23 protein-coding genes and 1 pseudogene are annotated in these 21,563 nt (G+C 67.3%); 11 read left to right on the top strand and 13 right to left on the bottom strand.

All coding sequences use genetic code 11. The features are described from left to right. The 4 genes and pseudogenes from EV216_RS15660 to EV216_RS15645 all read right to left on the bottom strand — a co-directional run. Nucleotides 1-216, bottom strand: a pseudogene (locus EV216_RS15660) (helix-turn-helix domain-containing protein); the annotation flags it as partial. Next, nucleotides 213-587, bottom strand: a complete 375-nt coding sequence (locus EV216_RS15655; RefSeq protein WP_132696470.1) for a hypothetical protein — start codon at nt 585-587, stop codon at nt 213-215. The gene EV216_RS15655 and the pseudogene EV216_RS15660, both read right to left, overlap by 4 nt. After that, entirely contained in the window at nt 584-898 is a 315-nt protein-coding gene (locus EV216_RS15650) for a hypothetical protein (RefSeq protein WP_132696469.1), read from the bottom strand. The genes EV216_RS15655 and EV216_RS15650 overlap by 4 nt, the downstream gene beginning before the upstream one ends. Beyond that, complete coding sequence (locus EV216_RS15645) at nt 898-1,317, bottom strand: TniB family NTP-binding protein (protein WP_132696468.1); 420 nt, start codon at nt 1,315-1,317, stop codon at nt 898-900. Before EV216_RS15645 ends, EV216_RS15650 begins: the two co-directional genes overlap by 1 nt. 461 nt (nt 1,318-1,778) lie before the next feature. Here EV216_RS15645 and EV216_RS15640 point away from each other — a divergent pair, with 461 nt between their 5' ends. Beyond that, on the top strand, nt 1,779-2,291 hold the full coding sequence (locus EV216_RS15640; protein WP_132696467.1) for a helix-turn-helix domain-containing protein: 513 nt from the start codon (nt 1,779-1,781) through the stop codon (nt 2,289-2,291). A 304-nt stretch (nt 2,292-2,595) separates the two neighbouring features. Here EV216_RS15640 and EV216_RS15635 read toward each other — a convergent pair whose 3' ends face one another. Continuing rightward, nucleotides 2,596-3,987: an MORN repeat-containing protein gene (locus EV216_RS15635; RefSeq protein WP_132696472.1), complete on the bottom strand. Its 1,392-nt coding sequence runs from the start codon at nt 3,985-3,987 to the stop codon at nt 2,596-2,598. Between the two features lie 177 nt (nt 3,988-4,164). Between EV216_RS15635 and EV216_RS15630 the strand changes: the two genes are divergently transcribed. Next, nucleotides 4,165-5,823 carry an NAD+ synthase gene (locus tag EV216_RS15630; protein ID WP_132696466.1) on the top strand — a complete coding sequence of 553 codons (1,659 nt, stop codon included), beginning with the start codon at nt 4,165-4,167 and terminating at the stop codon, nt 5,821-5,823. Here EV216_RS15630 and EV216_RS15625 read toward each other — a convergent pair. The 4 genes from EV216_RS15625 to EV216_RS15610 form a co-directional block, all read right to left on the bottom strand. After that, nucleotides 5,787-6,278, bottom strand: a complete 492-nt coding sequence (locus EV216_RS15625) for a DUF2934 domain-containing protein (protein WP_132696465.1) — start codon at nt 6,276-6,278, stop codon at nt 5,787-5,789. The two genes, EV216_RS15630 and EV216_RS15625, sit on opposite strands and share 37 nt — an antisense overlap. A 104-nt stretch (nt 6,279-6,382) precedes the next feature. Continuing rightward, nucleotides 6,383-7,360 (bottom strand): 1-phosphofructokinase family hexose kinase, encoded by a 978-nt coding sequence (locus EV216_RS15620; protein WP_132696464.1) that lies wholly within the window; start codon nt 7,358-7,360, stop codon nt 6,383-6,385. 79 nt (nt 7,361-7,439) lie between these two features. Further along, entirely contained in the window at nt 7,440-8,366 is a 927-nt protein-coding gene (locus EV216_RS15615; protein ID WP_132696463.1) for an MBL fold metallo-hydrolase, read from the bottom strand. A 119-nt stretch (nt 8,367-8,485) separates the two neighbouring features. Next, nucleotides 8,486-8,896 (bottom strand): metallopeptidase family protein, encoded by a 411-nt coding sequence (locus tag EV216_RS15610; protein WP_132696462.1) that lies wholly within the window; start codon nt 8,894-8,896, stop codon nt 8,486-8,488. Between the two features lie 80 nt (nt 8,897-8,976). Here EV216_RS15610 and gltX point away from each other — a divergent pair, with 80 nt between their 5' ends. Next, nucleotides 8,977-10,296 (top strand): glutamate--tRNA ligase, encoded by a 1,320-nt coding sequence (gene gltX / locus EV216_RS15605; protein ID WP_132696461.1) that lies wholly within the window; start codon nt 8,977-8,979, stop codon nt 10,294-10,296. 118 nt (nt 10,297-10,414) lie between these two features. Here gltX and EV216_RS15600 read toward each other — a convergent pair whose 3' ends face one another. Genes EV216_RS15600 through fabA form a run of 3 tightly spaced genes read right to left on the bottom strand, consistent with a single transcriptional unit; the run spans nt 10,415 to nt 12,971 of the window. Beyond that, nucleotides 10,415-11,203 carry an enoyl-ACP reductase FabI gene (locus tag EV216_RS15600; RefSeq protein ID WP_132696460.1) on the bottom strand — a complete coding sequence of 263 codons (789 nt, stop codon included), beginning with the start codon at nt 11,201-11,203 and terminating at the stop codon, nt 10,415-10,417. A 6-nt stretch (nt 11,204-11,209) separates the two neighbouring features. Continuing rightward, nucleotides 11,210-12,439, bottom strand: a complete 1,230-nt coding sequence (gene fabB / locus EV216_RS15595) for a beta-ketoacyl-ACP synthase I (protein WP_132696459.1) — start codon at nt 12,437-12,439, stop codon at nt 11,210-11,212. 22 nt (nt 12,440-12,461) lie between these two features. Continuing rightward, entirely contained in the window at nt 12,462-12,971 is a 510-nt protein-coding gene (gene fabA / locus EV216_RS15590; protein ID WP_132696458.1) for a bifunctional 3-hydroxydecanoyl-ACP dehydratase/trans-2-decenoyl-ACP isomerase, read from the bottom strand. A 155-nt stretch (nt 12,972-13,126) separates the two neighbouring features. Here fabA and irrA point away from each other — a divergent pair, with 155 nt between their 5' ends. After that, complete coding sequence (gene irrA / locus EV216_RS15585) at nt 13,127-13,567, top strand: iron response transcriptional regulator IrrA (protein WP_132696457.1); 441 nt, start codon at nt 13,127-13,129, stop codon at nt 13,565-13,567. A gap of 3 nt (nt 13,568-13,570) precedes the next feature. Here the strand turns inward: irrA and EV216_RS15580 are convergent, their stop codons facing one another. Beyond that, a complete protein-coding gene (locus EV216_RS15580) occupies nt 13,571-14,167 on the bottom strand; it encodes a DUF2238 domain-containing protein (protein ID WP_132696456.1) in 597 nt (198 codons plus the stop codon). A gap of 148 nt (nt 14,168-14,315) precedes the next feature. Here EV216_RS15580 and miaB point away from each other — a divergent pair, with 148 nt between their 5' ends. The 7 genes from miaB to lnt all read left to right on the top strand — a co-directional run bounded on the left by miaB (nt 14,316) and on the right by lnt (nt 21,527). Continuing rightward, a complete protein-coding gene (gene miaB / locus EV216_RS15575) occupies nt 14,316-15,644 on the top strand; it encodes a tRNA (N6-isopentenyl adenosine(37)-C2)-methylthiotransferase MiaB (RefSeq protein ID WP_132696455.1) in 1,329 nt (442 codons plus the stop codon). Nucleotides 15,645-15,866: 222 nt separating this feature from the next. After that, complete coding sequence (locus EV216_RS15570; RefSeq protein ID WP_341539366.1) at nt 15,867-16,295, top strand: NUDIX hydrolase; 429 nt, start codon at nt 15,867-15,869, stop codon at nt 16,293-16,295. Nucleotides 16,296-16,464: 169 nt separating this feature from the next. Continuing rightward, the gene (locus EV216_RS15565) at nt 16,465-17,490 is read left to right on the top strand and encodes a PhoH family protein (RefSeq protein ID WP_132696453.1); all 1,026 of its coding nucleotides are present in this window, start codon (nt 16,465-16,467) and stop codon (nt 17,488-17,490) included. A 493-nt stretch (nt 17,491-17,983) separates the two neighbouring features. Beyond that, nucleotides 17,984-18,421: a GFA family protein gene (locus EV216_RS15560; protein ID WP_132696452.1), complete on the top strand. Its 438-nt coding sequence runs from the start codon at nt 17,984-17,986 to the stop codon at nt 18,419-18,421. A 167-nt stretch (nt 18,422-18,588) separates the two neighbouring features. Beyond that, nucleotides 18,589-19,089, top strand: coding sequence for an rRNA maturation RNase YbeY (gene ybeY / locus EV216_RS15555; RefSeq protein WP_132696451.1), 501 nt, complete (start codon nt 18,589-18,591; stop codon nt 19,087-19,089). 37 nt (nt 19,090-19,126) lie between these two features. Continuing rightward, nucleotides 19,127-20,008: a hemolysin family protein gene (locus EV216_RS15550; protein ID WP_132696450.1), complete on the top strand. Its 882-nt coding sequence runs from the start codon at nt 19,127-19,129 to the stop codon at nt 20,006-20,008. Nucleotides 20,009-20,012: 4 nt separating this feature from the next. Then, nucleotides 20,013-21,527 (top strand): apolipoprotein N-acyltransferase, encoded by a 1,515-nt coding sequence (gene lnt, locus EV216_RS15545; RefSeq protein ID WP_132696449.1) that lies wholly within the window; start codon nt 20,013-20,015, stop codon nt 21,525-21,527. Nucleotides 21,528-21,563 lie beyond the last annotated feature (36 nt).

Raw genomic sequence — 21,563 nt, 5'->3', positions numbered from 1 at the left:
GGCCAGCGGCACGCGGCGGGGAAGTTCGGCCGCGCCCAGCGCGCGGGCGAGGTCCACCCCGACGAGTTGCACCACGCGCGCGCGCTCGGTCGGGTTCGCGGCCATGTAGAGCTCGGCCCCGCCAAAGGTCAGCAGGAAGTGCACCGCCAGCGCCGTGCCGAGGATATCGACATAGGGGGCGATAAGGGCGGGCGCCCTTGGATAACTGTCCGTCACGTCTGTCCCTCCCTCGCGCGCGGGGTGGATGGGGGGCGGACCGGCCGGGACTTCGGGGCGACCGGCCCGCCCATGCCCGCCGTTGGCGCGGCGGGCAGGATGGGCTGGCTGCCCCCTGGTGAAAGGCAACCGGCCCGGGACCGCGGGAAGATCGCCAGATCGGCGGCCAATGCGCGGGGCCAGTCCCAGAACGCGCTGCAATAGTGGTCCAGGTCCCGTTTCGGTACGGTGAAGGTGATGCGAGTGTCCTTTGGGTCGATCATGGCCTCCGCCTTCCGTTCTGCCTCCCTTTCCTCAACCGTCTTCCCGGGAACATCGATCGCCCGGCGCTCGTGCGCGTTCTTGACGCGGTAGTCCTCTTCATGGGTCATTGCGGGCGCTCCCCTTCCTGTCCTTTCGGGTCCACGATCTTCGCGGCTTCGACCATCGGCCGGAGCCCCAGCGCCGCCACATGGGCGCGTTCGGCATCGATCCGGAGCCCATGAACAAGCTGGGCAAGCTCCTGTCCCACGGCCTCGCCCGAGGCATCACCGCTCAGCAGCGCATGAATACGGTCTGCATAGTTCCATGCAATCGTGGGGAATTCAGCCAAGGCACGGCTCATCCCCCGCGCGTCCTCGATCTGCGAAGCCATGAGGGGAACGCACACCAGAACGTTGCGATCTTCGGTCTTGGCGGCCATCACTTCGCCCTCCTGTTCGTGAATTCGAGGTATTCGAGCGCGGCGAGGATGTCTTCGACGGTCGGGACCTTGGCCTTGCCCAGGTCGCGCGCGGTCGCGAAGATGTCCTCCACGTCGCCCAGCCCGCCATTCCGCCGCGCGATGTCGGCCAGCTTGCGGATTGTGGCATCGTCATGCAGCCCGCGTGCCCGGCAGTACTGCGCCACGTCCGCTTCGGTGGCGTGGCTGATGGTCACCCGCGGATGGGTGCGCCGTTTGAGCTGGGGCAGGTCGTTGATCGCCTTGTCGAGGCGCAGATCGCCCATCAGCGCCAGGGCGAAGAAGCCCTCTTCGGCCAGTTGGCGCGCCCATTCCAGGGCGTCTAGGTCATCGCGGCCGTTCGAGTTCCGCTTGATCAGGTATTGCGCCTCGGCGATCACCAGGAAGCCATCAGGCCCGATCCTGTCGGCGATCTCGGCCCGCGCGCCCGCCAGATCGCGACCGTTCGGGGGTTCGAGGCCCAGCAGATTGCAGAGGCCGCAACCGCTTCAGCATCTTGCGGACGCCCATCGGGGTTTTGGGACGGCCGGGAAGCCCTGTTATGTCGGTAACGGAAAGGCTCATCGACGTGTCCCGGCGGCTTCGTTCACACGATCCACAAAGGCCCGCGCTTTCGGACCCTTCCAGTTCCCAAAGAAGGCGTCTCGCACGTTCTGAATGCGCGTCCCGTTATCTGAGCACCAAGCATTCAAGGTCGTGCCTTGAGCCACGAACGCGGCGCGAACACGCCTGTAACGGGCTTTTTCGGCATCCTCTGGTATGTTAGAACCTGACATAGGAACTTAGTCCAAACGAAATCGTCTCCCAAAGGGGGCGTTATGCACCCTTTGGGAAGTTGTCAGTGGCTGACACCGACGAGCCCGATATTCTTGTGGGACGCTTGGCGCATCTGGCCTTCACGCGCGGGTTGAGTATTAGGGAAATGGCCGAGCGGTGCGGCATCCCGAAGAGCTCTATGGAAGGCTACATGCGGGTGAAAGGCGCGAAGCGGCCCGGTGTTGATGCGCTCATCGCAATCGCCAATGGGATGGATGTTTCCATCGACTGGCTCGTTGGGAGGTCGGCCGACAGCTTTTCGCCCACGCTGAGCCAGCGCGACTATGCCCTTCAGTGCTTCCGTGTCGTCGAAAGTCTGCTTGCATGGTTGTGGGCACAGCAGTCGAAGAGCGAGAGCCCAATCCTGGCCGGTGAGCGCATCGCTGGTCTTTCGCGTTCTGAGATAGCCGCGAACGCCATGGCGGCCTTCATGGAGGGCATGAGGGAGTTCGCGCCAAACGAGCGCGATGCACCACATCGGAGCGACTTCCAAAAGCTCATCGAGCAGTCTCTCGCCAAATCGGAAACCGGAAACTGACTAGTTTCCGAGTGGGGAGAGACGCCTCTGATTTTATTGGGTTTTTCCTGACCGCCAGCCGCGGCAACGGAACGTTCGGCCCCTGAAAAGCCCCGAAACTGTCAAAACCCCTGCAACTGGCCTACCGCTAACCCCTTGATTTTCAATGGCGTGAAAATCCTAGGGTGTCAAAATCTCCTGTCGCCGCTCACCGGCGGGGGGCGCTGCCCCCCGCACCCCCCGGGGTATTTCGACCAAGAAGAAGGGCAGGGCGGGTGCCCCGTGCAGCCCGTGCCGGCCAGTCCGTGGCGGCCAGTCCAGGTGGTCAGTCCGTGGCGGCGGCGCCGGGGCCGGTGGTCAGCACGCCGTTGCGCCAGGTGCCCGAGCGGGTCTCGCCATCGGCATAGCGCATCACGCCCTCGCCCTCGTATTTGCCCATCGAGAAGGTGCCTTCATAGACATCGCCATTGGCATAGGTGGCGACACCCTGGCCGTGGAACTTGCCGTCCTTCCAGCCGCCGGAATAGCTGAACCCGTCGGGCATGGTGATCGTGCCCTGGCCGTCGCGCTGGCCGCGCAGGAAGCCGCCGGAATAGACCGAGCCATCGGCATAGCTGGCCGTGCCCTCGCCATGGCGCAGCCCGTTCTGCCATTGCCCCTCATAGGCATAGCCGCCTTCGTGGGTCATCCTGCCCTCGCCGTGATAGGCGGCGTCCCTGAACGCGCCTTCGTAGACCAGACCGTTGGGGAAGGTGGCGCGGCCCTGGCCCTCGATCACGCCGGCCTTCCAGTCGCCCTCATAGGTGGCGCCGTCGGCATAGGTGACCTTGCCGCTGCCCTCGGGCAGATCCTCGCGGAAGGCGCCCTCGTAGACCGAGCCGTCGGGATAGGTCAGCCGGCCCTGGCCCTCGATCCGGCCCGCGACCCAGTCGCCCTCGTAGAGATAGCCGTCCGCGCCGCGGAACAGGCCCTTGCCGTGGCGCTTGTCGGCGCGGTACTCGCCCTCGTAGACGTCGCCATTGGCATAGGTGACCTTGCCGGTCCCATGCCGTTCGCCATTGACGAAGAGCCCCTCGTAGATGTCGCCATTGGGCTGGGTCAGCATGCCCAGCCCGTTCATCTCGCCATCTTTCCAGGCGCCGGAATAGACCAGCCCCTCGGGCGTGGTCAGCGTGCCCTTGCCCTCGCGCTGGTTGCCCTTCATCTCGCCTTCGTAGACCCGGCCGCCGGGATAGGTGATGCGGCCCTTGCCCTCCTTGGCGCCATTGACCCAGGTGCCGTCATAGACATAGCCGTTCGGGCTTTCCATCCGGCCCACGCCATGGTGGACGGCATTGCGGAACTCGCCCTCGTAGCGCACGGAATTGGCATAGACGGCGACCCCGGTGCCGGTGATCTTGCCGTCCTCCCACTCGCCCTCGTAGGTGCCGCCATCGGCAAAGGTGATCCGGCCCAGCCCATGCGGCTTGCCGTCGAGGAACTGCCCCTCGTAGACCGAGCCGTTGACCAGCCGGGCGATGCCCTCGCCCTCGATCCGGCCGTCGATCCATTCGCCGGTATATTCATAGCCGTTCGGCAGCCGGTAGGTGCCGCGCCCATGCTGCTTGCCGTCGCGAAATGTGCCCTCGTAGATGCCGCCATCGTCATATTGCCGGGTGACGACATCGCCGCCCTCCTGGGCGAGAGCCGCGCCCGCGCCCAGAATGACGCCCGCCATCGCCAGACGTGCCAGTGCCTTGCCAGCCTTGCGCACCAAAGCCCCCTCTGCCCCGATCCTGTGAAAGCGCGCAAACCGTAATTGAGCGGGCCGGGGCTTACAACGGTTTTCGCCCTCTGCCCGCTTTCACTTGCGCGTCAATCTGCTAAGTCACGGGCACGCATCACGGGAATGCCCATGGCCGAGAGCTTTCGCCTGACACTGGCCCAGCTGAACCCCACCACCGGGGCGCTGGCCGAGAACGCCGCCAGGGCCCGTGCCGCCTGGGAGGAGGGGCGCCGCGCGGGCGCCGACATGGTCGCGCTGCCCGAGATGTTCCTGACCGGCTACCAGGTGCAGGACCTGGTGCTGAAACCTGCCTTCACCGCCGATGCCATGGCCCATGTGGACGCGCTGGCCCGCGATTGCGCGCAGGGCCCCGCGCTGGGGATCGGGGCGCCCTTTGCCGCGCATGGGCATCTCTACAATGCCTATTTCATCTGCCAGAACGGCGCGGTCACCGCGCGGATCTTCAAGCATCACCTGCCCAATGACGGCGTGTTCGACGAAAAGCGCGTCTATGACAGCGGCCCGATCAACGGTCCCTACACGGTCGGCCCGGTCCGCATCGGCACGCCGATCTGCGAGGATGCCTGGTTCGAGGATGTGGCCGAGGCGCTGGCCGAGACGGGGGCCGAAATCCTGCTGGTGCCCAATGGCTCGCCCTATCACCGGGGCAAGGCCGATCTGCGGCTGTCGCACATGGTCGCCCGCGTGGTCGAGACCGGGCTGCCGCTGGCCTATCTGAACCTTGTCGGCGGGCAGGACGACCAGGTGTTCGACGGCGGCTCCTTCGTGCTGAACCCGGGCGGGGAACTGGCCATGCAGGCCCCCGTCTTCGACGAGGCCCTGATCCATGTCGATTTCACCCGCACCGCGCAGGGCTGGCGGGCCGAAACCGGGGCGCGCGCGGTCCATCCCGACGACTGGGAACAGGATTACCGCGTGATGGTCGAGGCGCTGCGCGATTACCTGCGCAAGAGCGGTTTCGCGCGCGTGCTGCTGGGCCTGTCGGGCGGCATCGATTCCGCGCTGGTCGCCGCGATTGCCGCCGATGCCATCGGCCCGGCGAATGTGCGCTGCGTGATGCTGCCCTCGGAATATACCTCGCCCGAGTCGCTGGAGGATGCCGCCGCCGTCGCCCGCGCGCTGGGCTGCCCGCTGGACGAGGTGCCGATCGACGGCCCGCGCGCCGCCGTCACGCAAGCGCTGGCGCCACTTTTTGCGGGCACCAAGCCCGACATCACCGAGGAAAATATCCAGTCCCGCCTGCGCGGGCTGATCCTGATGGCGCTGTCGAACAAGTTCGGCGGGATGCTGCTGACCACCGGCAACAAGTCCGAGGTGGCGGTGGGCTATGCCACGATCTATGGCGACATGGCGGGCGGCTACAACCCGATCAAGGATCTCTACAAGACCCGCGTCTTCGAAACCTGCCGCTGGCGCAACGCCAATCACCGCGACTGGATGCACGGACCGGCGGGCGAGGTGATCCCGCCCCGCGTGATCGACAAGCCGCCAAGCGCCGAGTTGCGCGCGGACCAGAAGGACGAGGACAGCCTGCCGCCCTATCCGGTGCTCGATGCGATCCTCGAGGGGCTGATCGACCGCGATTGCGCCATTGCCGATCTGGTGGCCGAAGGCTTCGACCGCGACATCGTGCAAAAGGTCGAGCGGCTGATCCGTCTCAGCGAATACAAGCGGTTCCAGTCGGCGCCGGGCGCCCGCCTGACGCCGCGCGCGTTCTGGCTGGACCGTCGCTATCCCATCGTCAACCGCTGGCGCGACCCGTCCTGACGCGGGTCAGCGACCCGGCCGTGCGGGCAACCGCGGGCCCGCCATTGCCGATAGGCCCGCGCCTCGATCGCCCTTGCGTCCTGCCGACCGTCCCGGCGCATCCGCCGGACCATGGCGTTCAGCAGGTCGGGCGCAACCTCGCCCGCCGCCGCGACCTGGTGCGACAGGCTTTCGCTGTCAATCGCGATCCCGCGCGTCTCGGCCCAGTCGGTTACCCGCAGGACCTCTGCCGCGGCCTGTGTCAGCCTGATGCGCGCGGGCGTCAGCGGGGCCGCGGGGGCGTCATCCTCCGGGCCGGGCTCCGCGTCGAACGCCCCGGTCAGCCATGCCGCCAGCGCGTCGCGCACGCGCCGCGACAAGGGCGCGTCGCCCGACAGCAGGTCGGCCAGCGGCACGGGATCGCCCGCGGCCGCCAGCCAGACTTCGATCGGGTCGTCGAATTCAGAACCGGCCATGACTGCCGCTCCCCACAGGTGAGAAGGCTTCCCTTAACTCGCCTTCCGGCATAGGCAAAGGTCAATGGGCGCCGCCAATCAGGGTTAAAAGGGCAAATCCCCGCTCATCCTTGGGCAGGGGCCCGCCTGTCCGCGGCAAGCCCGGTCACAGCGCAGCGGCCGAACAATGCCTCGGTATCCTCGCGTGTGCACAGCCCCGTCGCATCGGTCATCACCGCCGCACTTGCCGCCGCCACGCCCCAGCGCAGCGCGGTCGCCAGATCCTCGCCCCGGCTCAGCGACAGGGCAAAGGCGCCCAGGAAACTGTCGCCCGCCCCCACCTTGGAGCGGACCGGCACCGGCGGCGTCACCGCATGCAGCCGCACCCCCTCGGCGGCCAGCACCGACCCGTCCGCGCCACGCCCGACCACCACCACCGAGGCGACGCCGCGCGCCACCAGCCCGGCCGCGAATTCCGCGCTCTCGGCGCGGCTGTCCAGCGCCAGCCCCGACAAGGCGCGCGCCTCGCCCTGATCCATCCGCAGCAGGAAGGGCGGCACCTCCGCCCCCTCGGCCAGCCGCGCCAGCGCCGGCCCCGACGTGTCCACGATCAGCCGTGCGCCCCGCGCCGCCAGCTTCGCCCCGATGCATCCCGCGATGTCGTCCGGCAACCCGTCCGGCACGCTGCCCGACAGCACCACATGCCCGCCCTCGGGCACCGCCGTCGTGATCGCCGCCAGCACCGCCTTCAGCCCCGCCGCGTTCCATTCCGGCCCCGGCAGCACGAAGCGGAACTGCCGCCCCGTCGCCTCCTCCATCACCGCAAGGCTCAGCCGCGTCTCGCCCGGCGCCTGCAACGGGATCAGGCGGATCCCCTCGCCCTCCAGCAGGCAGCGCAGCTTGTCGCCATTATGCCCGCCCAGCGCCACCAGCGCCCGGCTTTCGCCGCCCAGCAGCCGGATCGCGCGGGCAACGTTGATCCCGCCCCCGCCCGGATCGGTCACCGGCGGCGCGCAGCGCAGCTTTTCGCCCGGCACGACATGATCGACCGCGGTCGACAGATCCACGGTCGGGTTCAGCGTGACGGTCAGGATTTCCGGCATCGGGCGCGGCCCCCCGTTGGCAAGTCCGGGGCGAGAGTGCCACCCCCGCCCGCCGCCGCCAAGCCCGTTTCCGCGCCGGTCAGCCCAGCATCATCTGGTAACTTGCGGGCACATAGCGGAACCCCTCGCCGCGCGCCTCGACGAAACCGAAGCCGGGGAAGGGCATGTGATAGCCGATGAACGGCACGCCATCCGCCGCCATCATCCCCAGCATCCGCCGCCGCGTCGCCGCCGCCGCTTTCTTGTCGCGGTCGAACCGCACCTCCCAGTCGGGATAGCCCAGCGACCAGACATAGTGATTGGCGAAATCCGCCGCGATCACCATCTGCCGCCCGTCGCTTTCCAGCATGTAGGCCATGTGCCCCGGCGTATGCCCGAACGCCGCCATCGCCGTCACACCCGAGGCGACCGCCCCGCCATCGTCCAGGAACGTCATCTTCTCGGCCAGCGGCCGCACCCTGGCCTCGAAAGTCTCGTCGCCCGACATCTCCCAGGCGTCGAACTCGACCTGGCCGGTATAATAGGCCGCATTGCCGAAGGTCTCGCCCGCCTCGCCCGACAGCCCGCCGATATGATCGCCATGCATGTGGGTGATCACCACCTTGTCGATCTGATCCGCGGAATAGCCCGCCGCCGCCAGAACGCCGGTGATCCCCTCGGGATTCAGCCCGGTATCGAACAGCACCAGTTCGGACCCGGTATTGACCACCGTGGGGGTAAAGAAGAACTGCGCCTTGTCGGTCGGGATCCGGTTGGCGGCCGAGACCTCGGCGAACTCCTCGGGGCTGGCATTCATGCCGAAGATCGTCTGCGGATCCTCGACCGTCCGCGTCCCCGCCAGCAACGTCGTGACCTCGAACCCGCCCAGCGTGAAGCGGTGGAATTGCGGCATGGCCGCACCCAGCATCGGCGCTGCGGCGCGCGCGGTTCCGGCGGTCGCGGCCGCCAGCGGCAGGGCTGCGCCGGCCATCAGCGCCTGACGGCGGCTCAATCTCGTCTCGGTCATGGCATCCTCTCCCTGGATTTTCCCGCCCACAGGATAGCCGGACCGCCGCCATTTGCCACGTCAACACCCCGCGAGAGGCGCATCCCCGCCCGCCCGGGCCTCGCACAGGGCCTGTGCGCTCACTCCCACCAGCGGTCGATCGCGGCGATATCGTCGTCGGACCAGCCGAAATGATGCGCGAATTCATGCACCAGCACATGGCCGACCAGCGCGGGCAGGTCCACATCCTCGCGCTCCACCCATTCGTCCAGGATCGGCCGACGGAACAGCCAGATCGTGTCCGGCCGGTCGGGCTGGTCCATCACCGATTTCTCGGTCAGCGGGATCCCGTCATAGAGGCCCGTCAACTCGAACGGATCCTCGATCTCCATTTCGGCCAGGATATCCTCGGGGGCGAAATCCTCGACCCGGATCGCCACCGCCAGCGCGGGGCCGCGAAACGGCTCGGGCAGGGCCTCGCGCGCCTCATGCGCCAGCGCGGCGATCTCGTCCAGGCTCGGCGGGGTGGTCAGCACGCGCAACTCGGTCATGGGCGGTCCTCTCTCGCTGGCCCTCATATGGACAAAAGCCCGCTTCTGTGAAAGAGCGACGGCGTCCCAGGAGAATGCCCATGACCACCGTCACCCGCTTTGCCCCTTCGCCCACCGGTTTCCTGCATGTGGGCAACCTGCGCACGGCGCTGTTCAACTTCCTCATCGCGCGCAAGACCGGCGGGCAGTTCATCCTGCGCCTCGACGATACCGATGCCGAACGCTCGACCCAGGAATTTGCCGACGGGATCATGCAGGATCTCGACTGGCTGGGGCTGCGCTGGGACCGGCTGGAACGCCAATCCGCCCGGCTCGACCGCTATCATGCGGCGGCCGATCGGTTGCGCGCGGCGGGCCGGTTCTACGAATGTTTCGAGACGCCGACCGAACTGGATCTCAAGCGCAAGAAGCTGCTGAACATGGGCAAGCCGCCCGTCTATGACCGCGCGGCACTTTCGCTCACGGACGAGGACAAGGCCCGGCTGCGCGCCGAACGCCCCGGCCACTGGCGCTTTCTGCTGAACCAGACGCGGATCGAGTGGACCGACGGCATCCTCGGCGAGATTTCCATCGACGCGGCCAGCGTGTCCGACCCGGTGCTGATCCGCGGCGACGGGCAGGTTCTGTATACACTGGCCTCGGTGGTGGACGATATCGAGATGGGCGTCACCCATATCGTGCGCGGCTCGGACCATGTGACCAATACCGCGACCCAGATCCAGATCATCCAGGCGCTGGGCGGCACCGCGCCCGACTTTGCCCATCATTCGCTCCTGACCGGCGCGCAGGGCGAGGCGCTGTCGAAACGCCTCGGCACCCTGTCGCTGCGCGACCTGCGCGCGCAGGGGGTGGAACCCATGGCGCTCTTGTCGCTGATGGCCCGGCTCGGCTCCTCGCAGCCCGTGGAACTGGCGGGCAGCATCGAGGAACTGGCCGCGGGCTTCGATCTCGGCCAGTTCGGCGCCGCGCCGACCAGCTTCAACCCGGCCGACCTCTTTCCGCTGACCGCGCGCCACCTGCACGCTCTGCCGCTTGCGGCGGTGCAGGGCGAGCTTGCCGCGCTGGGCGTGCCGGAGGCGCTGGCCGAAGGCTTCTGGTCGGTGATCCGCGAGAACATCGAGACCCGCGCCGGGATCGCCGAATGGTGGACCCTCTGCCGCGACGGCGCCGCGCCGCAGGTGGACGACGAGGACCGCGATTTCGTGGCCGAGGCGCTGGCGCTGCTGGGGCAGCCGCCCTATGACGCGACGACCTGGGCCAACTGGACCGCCGCGGTCAAGGACAAGACCGGCCGCAAGGGCAGGGGCCTCTTCCTGCCGCTGCGCAAGGCCGTGACCGGGCGCAGCAGCGGCCCCGAAATGGCCGACCTGATGCCGCTTCTGCAGAAGAAACCGGGCTGAGGCGGTCGGCCAGCCATCGCGACCCCGCCCCGGTCCCGAGCGAAAAAAGTCATATGGAATTCATATGGAAATCATATGGAATTCCGATTTCGGAATCCGGCCGTTTCCGGGTTCCGCTTCAGATATTCTCGAAGCGCGGCATGCCGAGGACGTGATAGCCGCCATCCACGGTGATGATCTCGCCCGTGGTGCAGGCCCCGAAATCCGAGGCCAGGTAAACCGCTGTTCCGCCTATACATTCCAGCGTCGCATTGGCCCCGAGCGGCGCATTCATCTCGGTATGCCGATAGGTCTTGCGCCCCCCCGCGATCGCCGCCCCCGCCAGCGTCTTCATCGGCCCCGGGCTGATCGCATTCACCCGAATCCCCTCCGCCCCCAAATCCGAAGCCAGATACCGAACCGCCGATTCCAAAGCCGCCTTCGCCACCCCCATCACGTTGTAGAACGGCGTCACCCGGTTCGAGCCCTGGTAGGTCAGCGTCAGGATCGTGCCGCCATCGGGCATCAATGGCTGCGCGCGCCGCGCAACGTCGATCAGCGAATAGCATGAAATCGCAAGAGAATTCTTGAAGTTCTCGCGCGTGGTATTGATGAAGCGCCCGGTGAGTTCGGTCTTGTCGGAATAGGCGATGGCGTGGACGACGAAATCCAGCCTGCCCCATTCGTCCTTCAGCCGCTGAAAGGCGTGCTCCAGCGAGGCATCGTCGGTCACGTCGACATCGACCATGAAGGACGAGCCCACGCTTTCCGCCAGCGGCTGCAACCGCTTGCCGAACGCCTCGCCCTGATGGGTAAAGGCCAGTTCCGCGCCCTCCTCGGCCATCGCCTTGGCGATACCCCAGGCGATCGAACGGTCATTCGCGACGCCCATCACGAGGCCGCGTTTTCCCTTCAGTAGGTCAGGCATTGGCCGTCATCCACGATATCTGGACATGACAAGGGTGGCGTTCGTCCCGCCAAAGCCGAAGCTGTTGGACAAAACGCTGTCGATCTCCACCGCTTCGCGCAACTCGGTCACGATCTCGCCTTCGCGGATTTCCGGGTCCAACTCGGTGATATTGGCCGAGGCCGCGATGAAACCCTTGTCCAGCATGATCAGCGAATAGATCGCCTCATGCACGCCGGTTGCCCCCAGCGAATGGCCGGTCAGCGACTTGGTCGAGGCGATGGGGGGCATCGCATCCTCGCCGAAGACGGCGCGCACCGCCTTCACTTCGGTCACGTCGCCCGCCACCGTCGAGGTGCCATGCGCGTTGATGTAATCGACCTTGCGGCCCTCGGGCAGCGTGGACAGCGCCAGCCGCATCGACCGCGCGCCGCCTTCGCCGGACGGCGCCACCATGTCATAGCCGTCCGAGGTGGCGCCGTAACCCGTGACCTCGGCATAGATCTTCGCGCCGCGGGCCAGGGCGTGCTCCAACTCTTCCAGCACGACGACCCCGCCGCCGCCCGCGATCACGAAGCCGTCGCGCGTGGCGTCGAACGGGCGCGAGGCGGTTTCGGGCGTGTCGTTGTATTTCGACGACATCGCGTTCATCGCGTCGAACAGGCAGGACAGCGTCCAGTCCACCTCTTCGCCGCCACCGGCAAAGACGATGTCCTGCTTGCCCATCTGGATCAGTTCGGTGCCGTTGCCGATGCAATGGGCGGATGTCGAACAGGCCGAGGTGATCGAGTAGTTCACGCCCTTGATCCTGAAGGGTGTCGCGAGGCAAGCCGAGTTGGTGGACGACATGCAGCGCGTCACCATGAACGGGCCCATCCGCTTGGGGCTGCCCTTTTCCTTGACGATCTGGTGCGCGGTGAAGAAGTTCGAGGTGGACGGCCCGCCCGAACCCATGATCAGCCCCGTCCGCTCGTTCGAGACATCGCCATCCTCCAGCCCGGAATCGGCAATGGCCTGTTCCATGGCGAGGAAATTGTAGGCGGCGCCCGCCCCCATGAAGCGCAGGTGCCGCTTGTCGATCGCGGCCTCCAGGTCGATCTGCGGGATGCCCGCGACCTGGCTGCGGAATCCGTTCTCGGCATAGACCGGCTCGAACCGTATGCCGGACCGGCCGGCGCGCAGGCTGGCCTCGACCTCTGCGGCATTGTTCCCGATGGGCGAGACGATGCCCAGCCCCGTGATGACGACGCGGCGCATGGCGCTCTCCTTCTTTCGCGACTCAGCTTTCCGAAAGGGCGACCTTCATGTCCTTGACATGATAGATCGTTTCGCCATCGGCTTCGACCCGGCCATCGGCCACACCCATGGTCAGGCGGCGGGTCTGCACGGCCTTGGTGAAATCCACGAAATAGGTCAGCATCTTGCGGTCGGGCCGGACCATCCCGGTCAGTTTCACCTCGCCCACCCCCAGCGCATAGCCCCGCCCCGGCCAGCCGCGCCAGCCCAGGTTGAAGCCGGTCAGCTGCCACAGCCCGTCAAGGCCCAGGCAGCCCGGCATGATCGGGTTGCCGGGGAAGTGGCAGGAAAAGAACCACAGGTCGGGGTGGATGTCGAACTCGGCGACCACATGGCCCTTGCCATGGGCGCCGCCATCGGCGCTGATCCCGGTGATCCGGTCCATCATCAGCATCGGCGGTTCGGGCAGTTGCGCGTTGCCGGGGCCGAACAGTTCCCCCCGCGCGCATTTCAGCAGATCGTCCCGGTCGAAGCTTGTGGGATAGTCGGTCATGCGGGCGCAGCCCCCTGCGTAAGGCGAATTTCGCGGTTCGCCCCCTGTAGCACCGGCCCTTGGCGAGTGGCAATAGTGCGCATATGCCGCGCCAAAGCGCCGCTGCAGTTCGGAATCATTTGAATTCTCGACTGGGCGGGACCATATACTTCGGTATGGCACAGTTGAATGATAATCCCACCCATCCGGATGCGATCGAGCGCAGCAGCCGCTGGTTGTCCAAGGCCGGTCTGCGTCCCACGCGCCAGCGTGTCAGTCTCGCCGCCCTGCTGATCGGCGACGGGAAGGATCGGCATGTGACGGCCGAAACCCTTTACGCGGCCTCTTGCGGAACCGGCGAAAGGGTGTCGCTGGCGACCGTCTACAACACGCTTCGGGCCTTCTGCGATGCGGGCCTGATGCAGGAAGTCATGGTCGACGGCACTAAAAGCTATTTCGACACGCGCGTCGACGACCATCCCCATTTCTTCTGGGAAGACGAGGGCCGCCTGACCGATGCCCCGCATGGCTCGATCGAGATCTCGCGCCTGCCCGAGGCTCCGGCGGGGTCCGAGATTTCCAAGGTGGACGTGGTGATCCGGCTGCGTCGGCTCTGACGCCTACCGGAAGCGACGGACCAGCGCGATCGTCACAACAGCGACGATCGCGCCCGCGGCGTTGAAGACCAGGTCCAGCCCGGTATTGTAATAGCCGCCCACATTGGTGTCGGGGATGCCCAGCACAGCGATGAACTCGATGATTTCGTTCAGCGCCCCCAGCCCCATCGCACCGAAGGCCGGGTAGGTCAGCGCGGTCCAGCTGCCCTCGGTGGCGGGGTAGTGGCGCACCATCAGGTGCCACAGCATCCACGCCGTCACGCCGAAGCCATAGGCATGCACCGCCTGGTCGTATTTCAGGATGGCAAGCTCGCCCTCGCCGCCGACATGCCAGATCATCCAGTTGTAAAGGACGCTGCCGCCCACCGGCACCCCGCCGCCCGCCATATGGGCCAGCCCCCAGAGGCTGAGCGCCCAGAGCAACGCGGCCGGGAATTCCGCCTTGCGCAGGCCCAGCGCGGCCAGCGCAATCATGCCCATCATGGTCAGCACATACCAGATGAACTCGTAATTCCCGCGCGAGAAGAACCAGATCGTGAAGCCCGCGACATAGGTGATGGTGAACCAGAACACTGCCCATTCCCGGGATTTGATCTGCATGCGCGTCCTCCGCCCGTGTCCTTGCCGCCCCTGGCGACATGCCGTCAAGGTCGGCCAACGGCGCCGCCGATGCAAGCGTTGCGGGTGGGGGCGGGTTTCGTGTAGGACACCGGCTCAGGCCTTCGGGCCAGATCGTCGGGAACGCGCCATGACCACGCCCAGAAAGCTGTTTATCAAGACCTATGGCTGTCAGATGAACGTCTATGACAGCGAGCGGATGGCCGAGGCGCTGGGCGCCGCGGGCTATGTCGTCACCGACACGGCCGAAACGGCGGACATGATCCTGCTGAACACCTGCCATATCCGCGAAAAGGCCGCCGAGAAGGTCTATTCCGAACTCGGTCGGCTGAAGGGGCTGAAGGCCGCGAACCCCGACCTTAAGATCGGCGTTGCGGGCTGTGTCGCCCAGGCCGAGGGCGAGGAGATCCTGCGCCGCCAGCCGCTGGTCGATCTGGTGGTGGGGCCGCAAAGCTATCACCGCCTGCCCGAGCTTGAGGCGCGCGCGCGGGCGGGGGGCAGGGCGCTCGACACCGATTTCCCCGAGGAAGACAAGTTCGACCGGCTGGGCGGGCGGCCCAAGGCGGCGCGCGGGCCGACCGCGTTCCTGACCGTGCAGGAGGGCTGCGACAAGTTCTGCGCCTTCTGCGTCGTGCCCTATACCCGCGGCGCCGAGGTGTCGCGCCCCGTTGCGCGGGTGCTGGACGAGGCGCGCGATCTTGTGGCGCGCGGCGTGCGCGAGATCACGCTGCTGGGCCAGAACGTCAACGCCTATCACGGCGACGGCGCGGATGGGGCTTGGGGCCTTGCGCGGCTGATCCGGGAACTGGCGCGGATCGAGGGGCTGGAGCGTATCCGCTATACAACCTCGCACCCGAACGACATGGAGGACGACCTGATCGCCGCCCATGGCGATTGTCCCGAACTGATGCCCTATCTGCATCTGCCGGTTCAGTCGGGGTCTGACCGCATCCTCAAGGCGATGAACCGCAAGCACACGGCCGACCAATACCTTGCGCTGATCGCGCGCATCCGCGCCGCCCGGCCCGATATCCTCATCTCGGGCGATTTCATCGTCGGTTTCCCCGGCGAGACCGAAGCCGATTTCGAGGCGACCATGGCGCTGGTGCGCGAGGTCGGCTATGGCCAGTGCTATTCCTTCAAGTATTCCCCCCGCCCCGGCACGCCCGCCGCCGAGCGCGAGGGGCAGGTGCCCGAGGACGTGAAATCCGACCGGCTGGCCCGGTTGCAGGCGCTGCTGGACGCCCAGCAGCAGGCGGCGCAACAGGCCATGGTGGGGCGCGTTGTCGGCGTGCTGTTCGAAAAGCCGGGCCGCATGCCGGGGCAGGTCGTGGGCAAGTCCGACCATCTGCAGGCCGTGCATGTCGAGGCGGGCGAGGACTGGCTGGGCCGGATCGCGCCGGTCGAGATTCTTGCGGCCGCGCCGAACTCGCTGGCCGGGCGGTTGACCATCGGCTGAGCGTTTCCTGCGCGCGGACGGCACTTGAGGCCGGAAAAGCCCGGCCGCCGGGCGATTCATGTTGTCAGGATCAACCGAATGTTATCGACTCCTGTGAAAATGTCGCAGGGGCACTTACATGACGTCCCTGCGCAACCAGACCGAACGGGCAGCCCATGCCCGCCGAGCAGGCCGGATATGACAGACGAGGCCACAACCGCGACAGGCGCTCAGATCGCCGCCTTGCCCCTTCGCTGGGATTCGAAGGGCAGGCTGCGCGTTCTCATGGTGACCTCGCGCGGGACCGGGCGCTGGGTCATGCCCAAGGGCTGGCGCATGGATGTCAGCAAGCCCTGGCGCACGGCCGAGATCGAGGCGCTGGAAGAGGCCGGCGCCATCGGCCATGTCGGCACCGAGCCGATCGGACGGTATCGCTATGACAAGATCCTGGACAATGGCAGCGCGCTGCCCTGCCGGGTCGAGGTCTTTCCCATGCTGGTCGAGCAGCTCAAGCGCGACTGGAAGGAACGCAGCCAGCGCAGGCGGCGCTGGTTCAAGGTCAGCGCCGCCGCACGCCGCGTGGACGAACCGGATCTGGCCGCGCTTCTGCTGGGTCTGGCCGACAAGCCGCTGAAACGGCCCGAGATCAAGGCGCTGAAAAGGGCCTCCTGATCCCGGCTTTCGGCGCCGGACGATCCCGCCCGCCGTCGTTTTCCGGGCGAGCGACCCGCCCTTTAATGCAAATTTTACATCAATCGGGCCGAATGACGCAGCTATCGCTTGCGGTTTGGACGGGCGGTTGGCACCATATTTTCGCGGCCTTCAGCCAACGGAGACGTCATTGGGAATAAGCGCCCTGACCCCCCCGACGGATACGGACGACGCGCATCAGACGCTCGTCGAGTTTCCCGACAACCGCCTTCTGATCGACCTGTGCGGCGAGTTCGACCGCAACCTTGCCCAGATCGAGCACAAGCTCGGCGTCCATATCCTGCGCCGCGGCAACCGCCTGGCCGTGGTCGGCGAGGGCGGCTCGCGCGGGCAGGCCGCCCAGGTGCTGCGCCAGCTTTACGCGCGGCTTGAAACGGGCAAGGCGGTCGAGGCGGGCGATATCGACGGGGCGATCCGGCTGGGCGATTCCGCCGACGGGACGGCCGTGCAGCCGGGCGACCAGCTCGAGATGTTCCAGCGCGGCCGGGTCGAGATCCACACCCGCCGCAAGCTGATCGAACCCCGCACCGAGGCGCAGAAGGCCTATGTCCGCGCGCTTTACGAGAACGAGCTGTGCTTCGGCATCGGGCCCGCGGGCACCGGCAAGACCTATCTGGCCGTCGCGGTCGCGGTGAACATGTTCATCGGCGGCCATGTCGACCGAATCATCCTCAGCCGCCCCGCCGTCGAGGCGGGCGAGCGGCTGGGCTTCCTGCCCGGCGACATGAAGGAAAAGGTCGATCCCTACATGCAACCGCTTTACGATGCGCTGAACGATTTCCTGCCGGGCAAGCAGACCGCCAAGCTGATCGAGGAAAAGCGCATCGAGATCGCGCCGCTCGCCTTCATGCGCGGGCGCACGCTGGCCAATGCCTTCGTGGTGCTGGACGAGGCGCAGAACGCGACCACGATGCAGATGAAGATGTTCCTGACCCGTCTGGGCGAAGGCTCGCGCATGGTCATCACCGGCGACCGCAGCCAGGTCGACCTGCCGCGCGGGGTGGCCAGCGGTCTGGCCGATGCGGAAAGGCTGCTCTCGGGGATCGACAGGATCTCGTTCAGCTATTTCACCTCCAAGGACGTGGTCCGTCACCCGCTGGTCGCGCGGATCATCGAGGCCTATGACGCGGATCAGGAACGGGGCGAAGGGCGGTAACCGGCTGCTGAGAAGGGAAATCCGGCATAGCCGGGGTGGGGCGATCCGGTCCCGGGTGCTGAGGGTCGCGCCCGAGCCTGGGAGGGCGATTTGGGACGCCAGTTCGGCGCGCCACGCTTGAAAGCATCACTGTCGCCAGCGCGATGCGCGACATCGCCGATGCGCCCTCCCGGGGGGGGGCGGGCGCGGCCCGGACTGACGCCCGGGCCAGACCTGTGGCTGGCGCGGTGGGGAACAGGTTTCCGACCTGGTATGTAAAGGCTGTCGGCCGCGGGACCGTTTCGGGGACGTGCCAGCCACCGCCGCCCCGGCTCCGTCCCAGGCGGCCCGGTCTCATGGGCCGAAAAACGACGGCCGCAGGGCAAGCCCGACCCCCACCGCAGACGGAAGTCTAGATCGACCGGCCCGCGATTCGGGCGCTATCCTCTTTCATCTCGGGCCTTTCCCGCCCGGGGCAGCGGGCGGCCTTGCCGTCCGAGGGAGGGAGGAAAAGATGTCTCACAAATATGTCGGCGGGTGCGAGCATGTGCGCACCTGGGCCGACCATGATCCGATCGACAACCACACCTGTCACTGTTCGGTCTGCAAGCGCGTGACCGGCCAGCCGACGACCCATGTGGTGTTCTTCAAGCACGGCGACCTGAGCGCCGCGAACGAGCACAACATGAACCGCCAGCCCTTCAACAGCGAGAATCCGGGCGGGCCGCTGGAACTGTGCACCTGCAAGACCTGCGGCGCGCCGATCATGCTGGACGACAAGCAGCACCGCATCCGGGTGATCGTGCCGAACCTGATGGGCTATCAGTCGCGCGGGCTGGAGGCGAGCTACCACGCCTTCTACGATCCCAAGACCGGCGTGCCCAAACCGAATGACGGCCGCCCCGTCTACGAAGGCTTGCGTCCGGAATTCGCCTGGCCCGCGGGTTCCTGACCGCCCGCGCCCGAGAGATGGTTCCGCGCGGCCCTTTGCCGACCATGGGTCGCCAGCCCCCGCACCGGGCGCGGAACCCGGGTCCGCAGGATGCTCCGGTCCTGCGGACCCTACTTGGGGACGTCTTTCCCCTTACGCCGGGCGGCGATCCCGGATAGATCCCGGCCATGAGTGTCGAGATCGTGTTCGAGGATGACCGCTGGGCCAAGGCGGGTCTGGCCCCCTTGGCCGAGGACGCCTGTGCCGCGGCGCTGGCCCATCTGGGCCTTGATCCCGATGCCTGCGAGATCAGCCTCCTGGCCTGCGACGATGCCCGCATCGCCGGGCTGAACGCCGAGTTTCGTGGCAAGCCAGCGCCCACCAATGTCCTGTCATGGCCGGCCGAGGATCTGGCGGCGGAGGAGGATGGCGATGCGCCTCATCCCCCCGAACGGCCCCCCGAAGGCATGCCGACCGAACTGGGCGATATTGCCATCGCCTATGAGACCTGCGCGCGGGAAGCCTGCGAGCAGGGGATTTCGTTTCACCATCATGTCACGCATCTTGTGATCCATGGATGCCTGCATCTGTTGGGTTACGACCACATCCGTCCGCAAGATGCCGCCCTGATGGAGGGGCTGGAGGTGGAAATACTTGCAAAACTCGGGGTGGCTGACCCATATGGCTGAGGGCGGGCCACGAGCCCGCGCATTTCGGTAAGGATTGATGGGCGACGAGACGGACGGGTCGTCTAGCGCTGCGCAAGGCGCGCTGGAGACGGACAATCTGGAAAGCCGGGGCATTCTGGGTCGGCTTGTGGCGGCGATCAGGCCAGCCGCCGGGGATGATTCGGACGAACAGGGAGGGAACGGCACCGCGGCGCGGCCGCAGGTGCCGTTGGGCATCGGCAATCTCAGCCGCCTGCGGGTCGAGGATGTGGCCATACCCAAGGCCGAGATCGAGGCGGTGCCGCTGGACATCTCGCGCGACGATCTGGTGCGGGTGTTCCGCGAGACGGGCATGACCCGGCTGCCGGTCTATGACGGCACGCTCGATTCGCCGGTGGGGATGATCCATCTCAAGGATTTCGCCCTGCGCTACGGCTTCAACGGCAAGGGCACGGATTTCGCGCTGAAGGACATGATCCGGCCGCTGCTATATGCCCCGCCCTCGATGCCGATCGGGGTGCTTATGCAGAAGATGCAGACCCAGCGCATGCACATGGCGCTGGTGATCGACGAATATGGCGGGGTCGACGGGCTGGTGACGATCGAGGATCTGATCGAACAGGTCGTGGGCGAGATCGAGGACGAGCACGACACCGAAGAGGCCGCGCTGTGGACGGTCGAAAAGCCGGGCGTCTATCTGGCCCAGGCGCGTGCGCCGCTGGACGAGTTCGAGGCCGAGGTCGGCCTGAGGCTGGTCGAGGGCGGGGACGAGGAAGAAGTCGACACGCTGGGCGGGCTGGTCTTCATGCTGATCGGCCGGGTGCCCACGCGCGGCGAGGTGATCCGGCATGAAAGCGGGGCAGAGTTCGAGGTGGTCGACGCCGACCCGCGCCGGATCAAGCGGCTGCGGGTGCGGCTGCCGCTGGCGGGCACCGGCTGAGGGAATGTCCGCGACCCGTCCCCGGATCGTCGAGGCGCTGCGCCGCGCGCCGGTCGCCGCCCTCGGGCTGGGGCTGGTCGCCGCGCTGGGCCAGGCGCCCTTCGGGCTTTGGCCTGTCGCGCTGGCTGCTCTGGCCGGGCTGACCTGGCTGGTGGCCCGCGCGCCGGGGCCGCGACAGGCGGCGCTGGTCGCCTGGGCCGGGGGCGTGGGGCATTTCGCGCTGGCGCTCTCGTGGATCGTCGAACCCTTCCTGATCGACCTTCGCGCCCATGGCTGGATGGCCCCCTTCGCGATGATCGGCATGGCGGGGGGGCTGGCGCTGTTCTGGGGCGCGGCGGGGGCCTTCGCGGGCTGGGCCGGGCAGGGGCCGCGCCGCAGGGCGCTGGGCTTCGCTCTGGCGCTGGCGGCGATGGAACTGGCGCGCGGATATGTCCTGACCGGCTTTCCCTGGGCGCTGCCGGGGCATGTCTGGATCGGCACGCCGCAGATGCAATTGGCCGCGCTGGTCGGCCAATACGGGCTGACGCTGTTCACCACGCTGGTTGTGGCGCTGCCGCTCCTGCTGCCCCTTGGCCCCGGCCGGGCGGCGGGGGCGGCGCTGGCGGCGCTGATGGTCACGGGGGCGGGGTTCTGGGGCGCGCTGCGGCTCGACGCGCCGATGCCGGCCGACCCCGATCCGCCGCAGATCCGGCTGGTCCAGCCCAATGCGGCGCAACACCTGAAATGGCGGCCCGACATGCAGCGCCTGTTCTGGGAGCGGCTGCTTGACCTGACCGCCGCCCCCTCGGACCCGCCGCCCGACCTGATCCTCTGGCCCGAAACCGCGGTGCCCTGGATGCTGGAACAGGCGGGTGGCGCGCTTGCGCTGATCGCCGAAGTGTCTGACGGCGTGCCGGTCATGCTGGGCATCCAGCGCAGCGAGGGGTCGGAGGTCTTCAACAGCCTTGCGGTGATCCGACCCGGCGGCGGGGTGAGCCATGTCTATGACAAGCACCACCTGGTCCCCTTCGGCGAATACATCCCCTTCGGCGAGGTGCTGGGCCGGTTCGGCATCCGCGGCCTCGCGGCGCAGGATGTCTGGGGCTATGCCGCGGGGCCGGGGCCGGTCGTGCTGGATCTGGGGCCGCGGCTTGGCGCCGCGCTGCCGCTGATCTGCTACGAGGCGGTGTTTCCCCAGGATCTGCGCGTGCCGGTCCGGCCGCGCTGGATCGCCCAGCTGACCAATGACGCGTGGTTCGGCGACTGGACCGGCCCCTATCAGCACCTGGCCCTTGCCCGCCTGCGCGCGGTCGAGCAGGGGCTGCCGCTGCTGCGCGCGGCCAATACCGGGGTCTCGGCGGTGATCGACGCGCGCGGGCGGATCACCCACAGCCTGCCGCTGAACGTCGCGGGCCAGGTGACCGCCCCGCTGCCCCCCGCGCTGCCGCCCACGCCTTATATCCGCGTCGGCGACTGGCCGGTTCTGCTGGTGCTGGTGGCCGCGCTTGCGGCCCTTGTACTGACCCCGCGCCGGAAATAGCCATTGATTCCGCCAGGGCCGCGGCGTAAGCGGGAC

It is taken from the genome of Rhodovulum steppense, assembly GCF_004339675.1.
Lineage (GTDB): Bacteria > Pseudomonadota > Alphaproteobacteria > Rhodobacterales > Rhodobacteraceae > Rhodovulum > Rhodovulum steppense.
Note: the sequence above shows the minus strand (reverse complement) of the source record. Positions and strands in the feature narration are given on the sequence as shown.

What these genes read in the sequence shown, in the direction of transcription:
- EV216_RS15655 (WP_132696470.1), bottom strand. Translation starts at nt 587, where the DNA reads ATGACCCATGAAGAGGACTACCGCGTCAAGAACGCGCACGAGCGCCGG.
- EV216_RS15650 (WP_132696469.1), bottom strand. Translation starts at nt 898, where the DNA reads ATGGCCGCCAAGACCGAAGATCGCAACGTTCTGGTGTGCGTTCCCCTC.
- EV216_RS15635 (WP_132696472.1), bottom strand. Translation starts at nt 3,987, where the DNA reads ATGGCGGGCGTCATTCTGGGCGCGGGCGCGGCTCTCGCCCAGGAGGGC.
- EV216_RS15630 (WP_132696466.1), top strand. Translation starts at nt 4,165, where the DNA reads ATGGCCGAGAGCTTTCGCCTGACACTGGCCCAGCTGAACCCCACCACC.
- EV216_RS15625 (WP_132696465.1), bottom strand. Translation starts at nt 6,278, where the DNA reads ATGGCCGGTTCTGAATTCGACGACCCGATCGAAGTCTGGCTGGCGGCC.
- EV216_RS15620 (WP_132696464.1), bottom strand. Translation starts at nt 7,360, where the DNA reads ATGCCGGAAATCCTGACCGTCACGCTGAACCCGACCGTGGATCTGTCG.
- EV216_RS15615 (WP_132696463.1), bottom strand. Translation starts at nt 8,366, where the DNA reads ATGACCGAGACGAGATTGAGCCGCCGTCAGGCGCTGATGGCCGGCGCA.
- EV216_RS15610 (WP_132696462.1), bottom strand. Translation starts at nt 8,896, where the DNA reads ATGACCGAGTTGCGCGTGCTGACCACCCCGCCGAGCCTGGACGAGATC.
- gltX (WP_132696461.1), top strand. Translation starts at nt 8,977, where the DNA reads ATGACCACCGTCACCCGCTTTGCCCCTTCGCCCACCGGTTTCCTGCAT.
- EV216_RS15600 (WP_132696460.1), bottom strand. Translation starts at nt 11,203, where the DNA reads ATGCCTGACCTACTGAAGGGAAAACGCGGCCTCGTGATGGGCGTCGCG.
- fabB (WP_132696459.1), bottom strand. Translation starts at nt 12,439, where the DNA reads ATGCGCCGCGTCGTCATCACGGGGCTGGGCATCGTCTCGCCCATCGGG.
- fabA (WP_132696458.1), bottom strand. Translation starts at nt 12,971, where the DNA reads ATGACCGACTATCCCACAAGCTTCGACCGGGACGATCTGCTGAAATGC.
- irrA (WP_132696457.1), top strand. Translation starts at nt 13,127, where the DNA reads ATGGCACAGTTGAATGATAATCCCACCCATCCGGATGCGATCGAGCGC.
- EV216_RS15580 (WP_132696456.1), bottom strand. Translation starts at nt 14,167, where the DNA reads ATGCAGATCAAATCCCGGGAATGGGCAGTGTTCTGGTTCACCATCACC.
- miaB (WP_132696455.1), top strand. Translation starts at nt 14,316, where the DNA reads ATGACCACGCCCAGAAAGCTGTTTATCAAGACCTATGGCTGTCAGATG.
- EV216_RS15560 (WP_132696452.1), top strand. Translation starts at nt 17,984, where the DNA reads ATGTCTCACAAATATGTCGGCGGGTGCGAGCATGTGCGCACCTGGGCC.
- ybeY (WP_132696451.1), top strand. Translation starts at nt 18,589, where the DNA reads ATGAGTGTCGAGATCGTGTTCGAGGATGACCGCTGGGCCAAGGCGGGT.
- EV216_RS15550 (WP_132696450.1), top strand. Translation starts at nt 19,127, where the DNA reads ATGGGCGACGAGACGGACGGGTCGTCTAGCGCTGCGCAAGGCGCGCTG.
- lnt (WP_132696449.1), top strand. Translation starts at nt 20,013, where the DNA reads ATGTCCGCGACCCGTCCCCGGATCGTCGAGGCGCTGCGCCGCGCGCCG.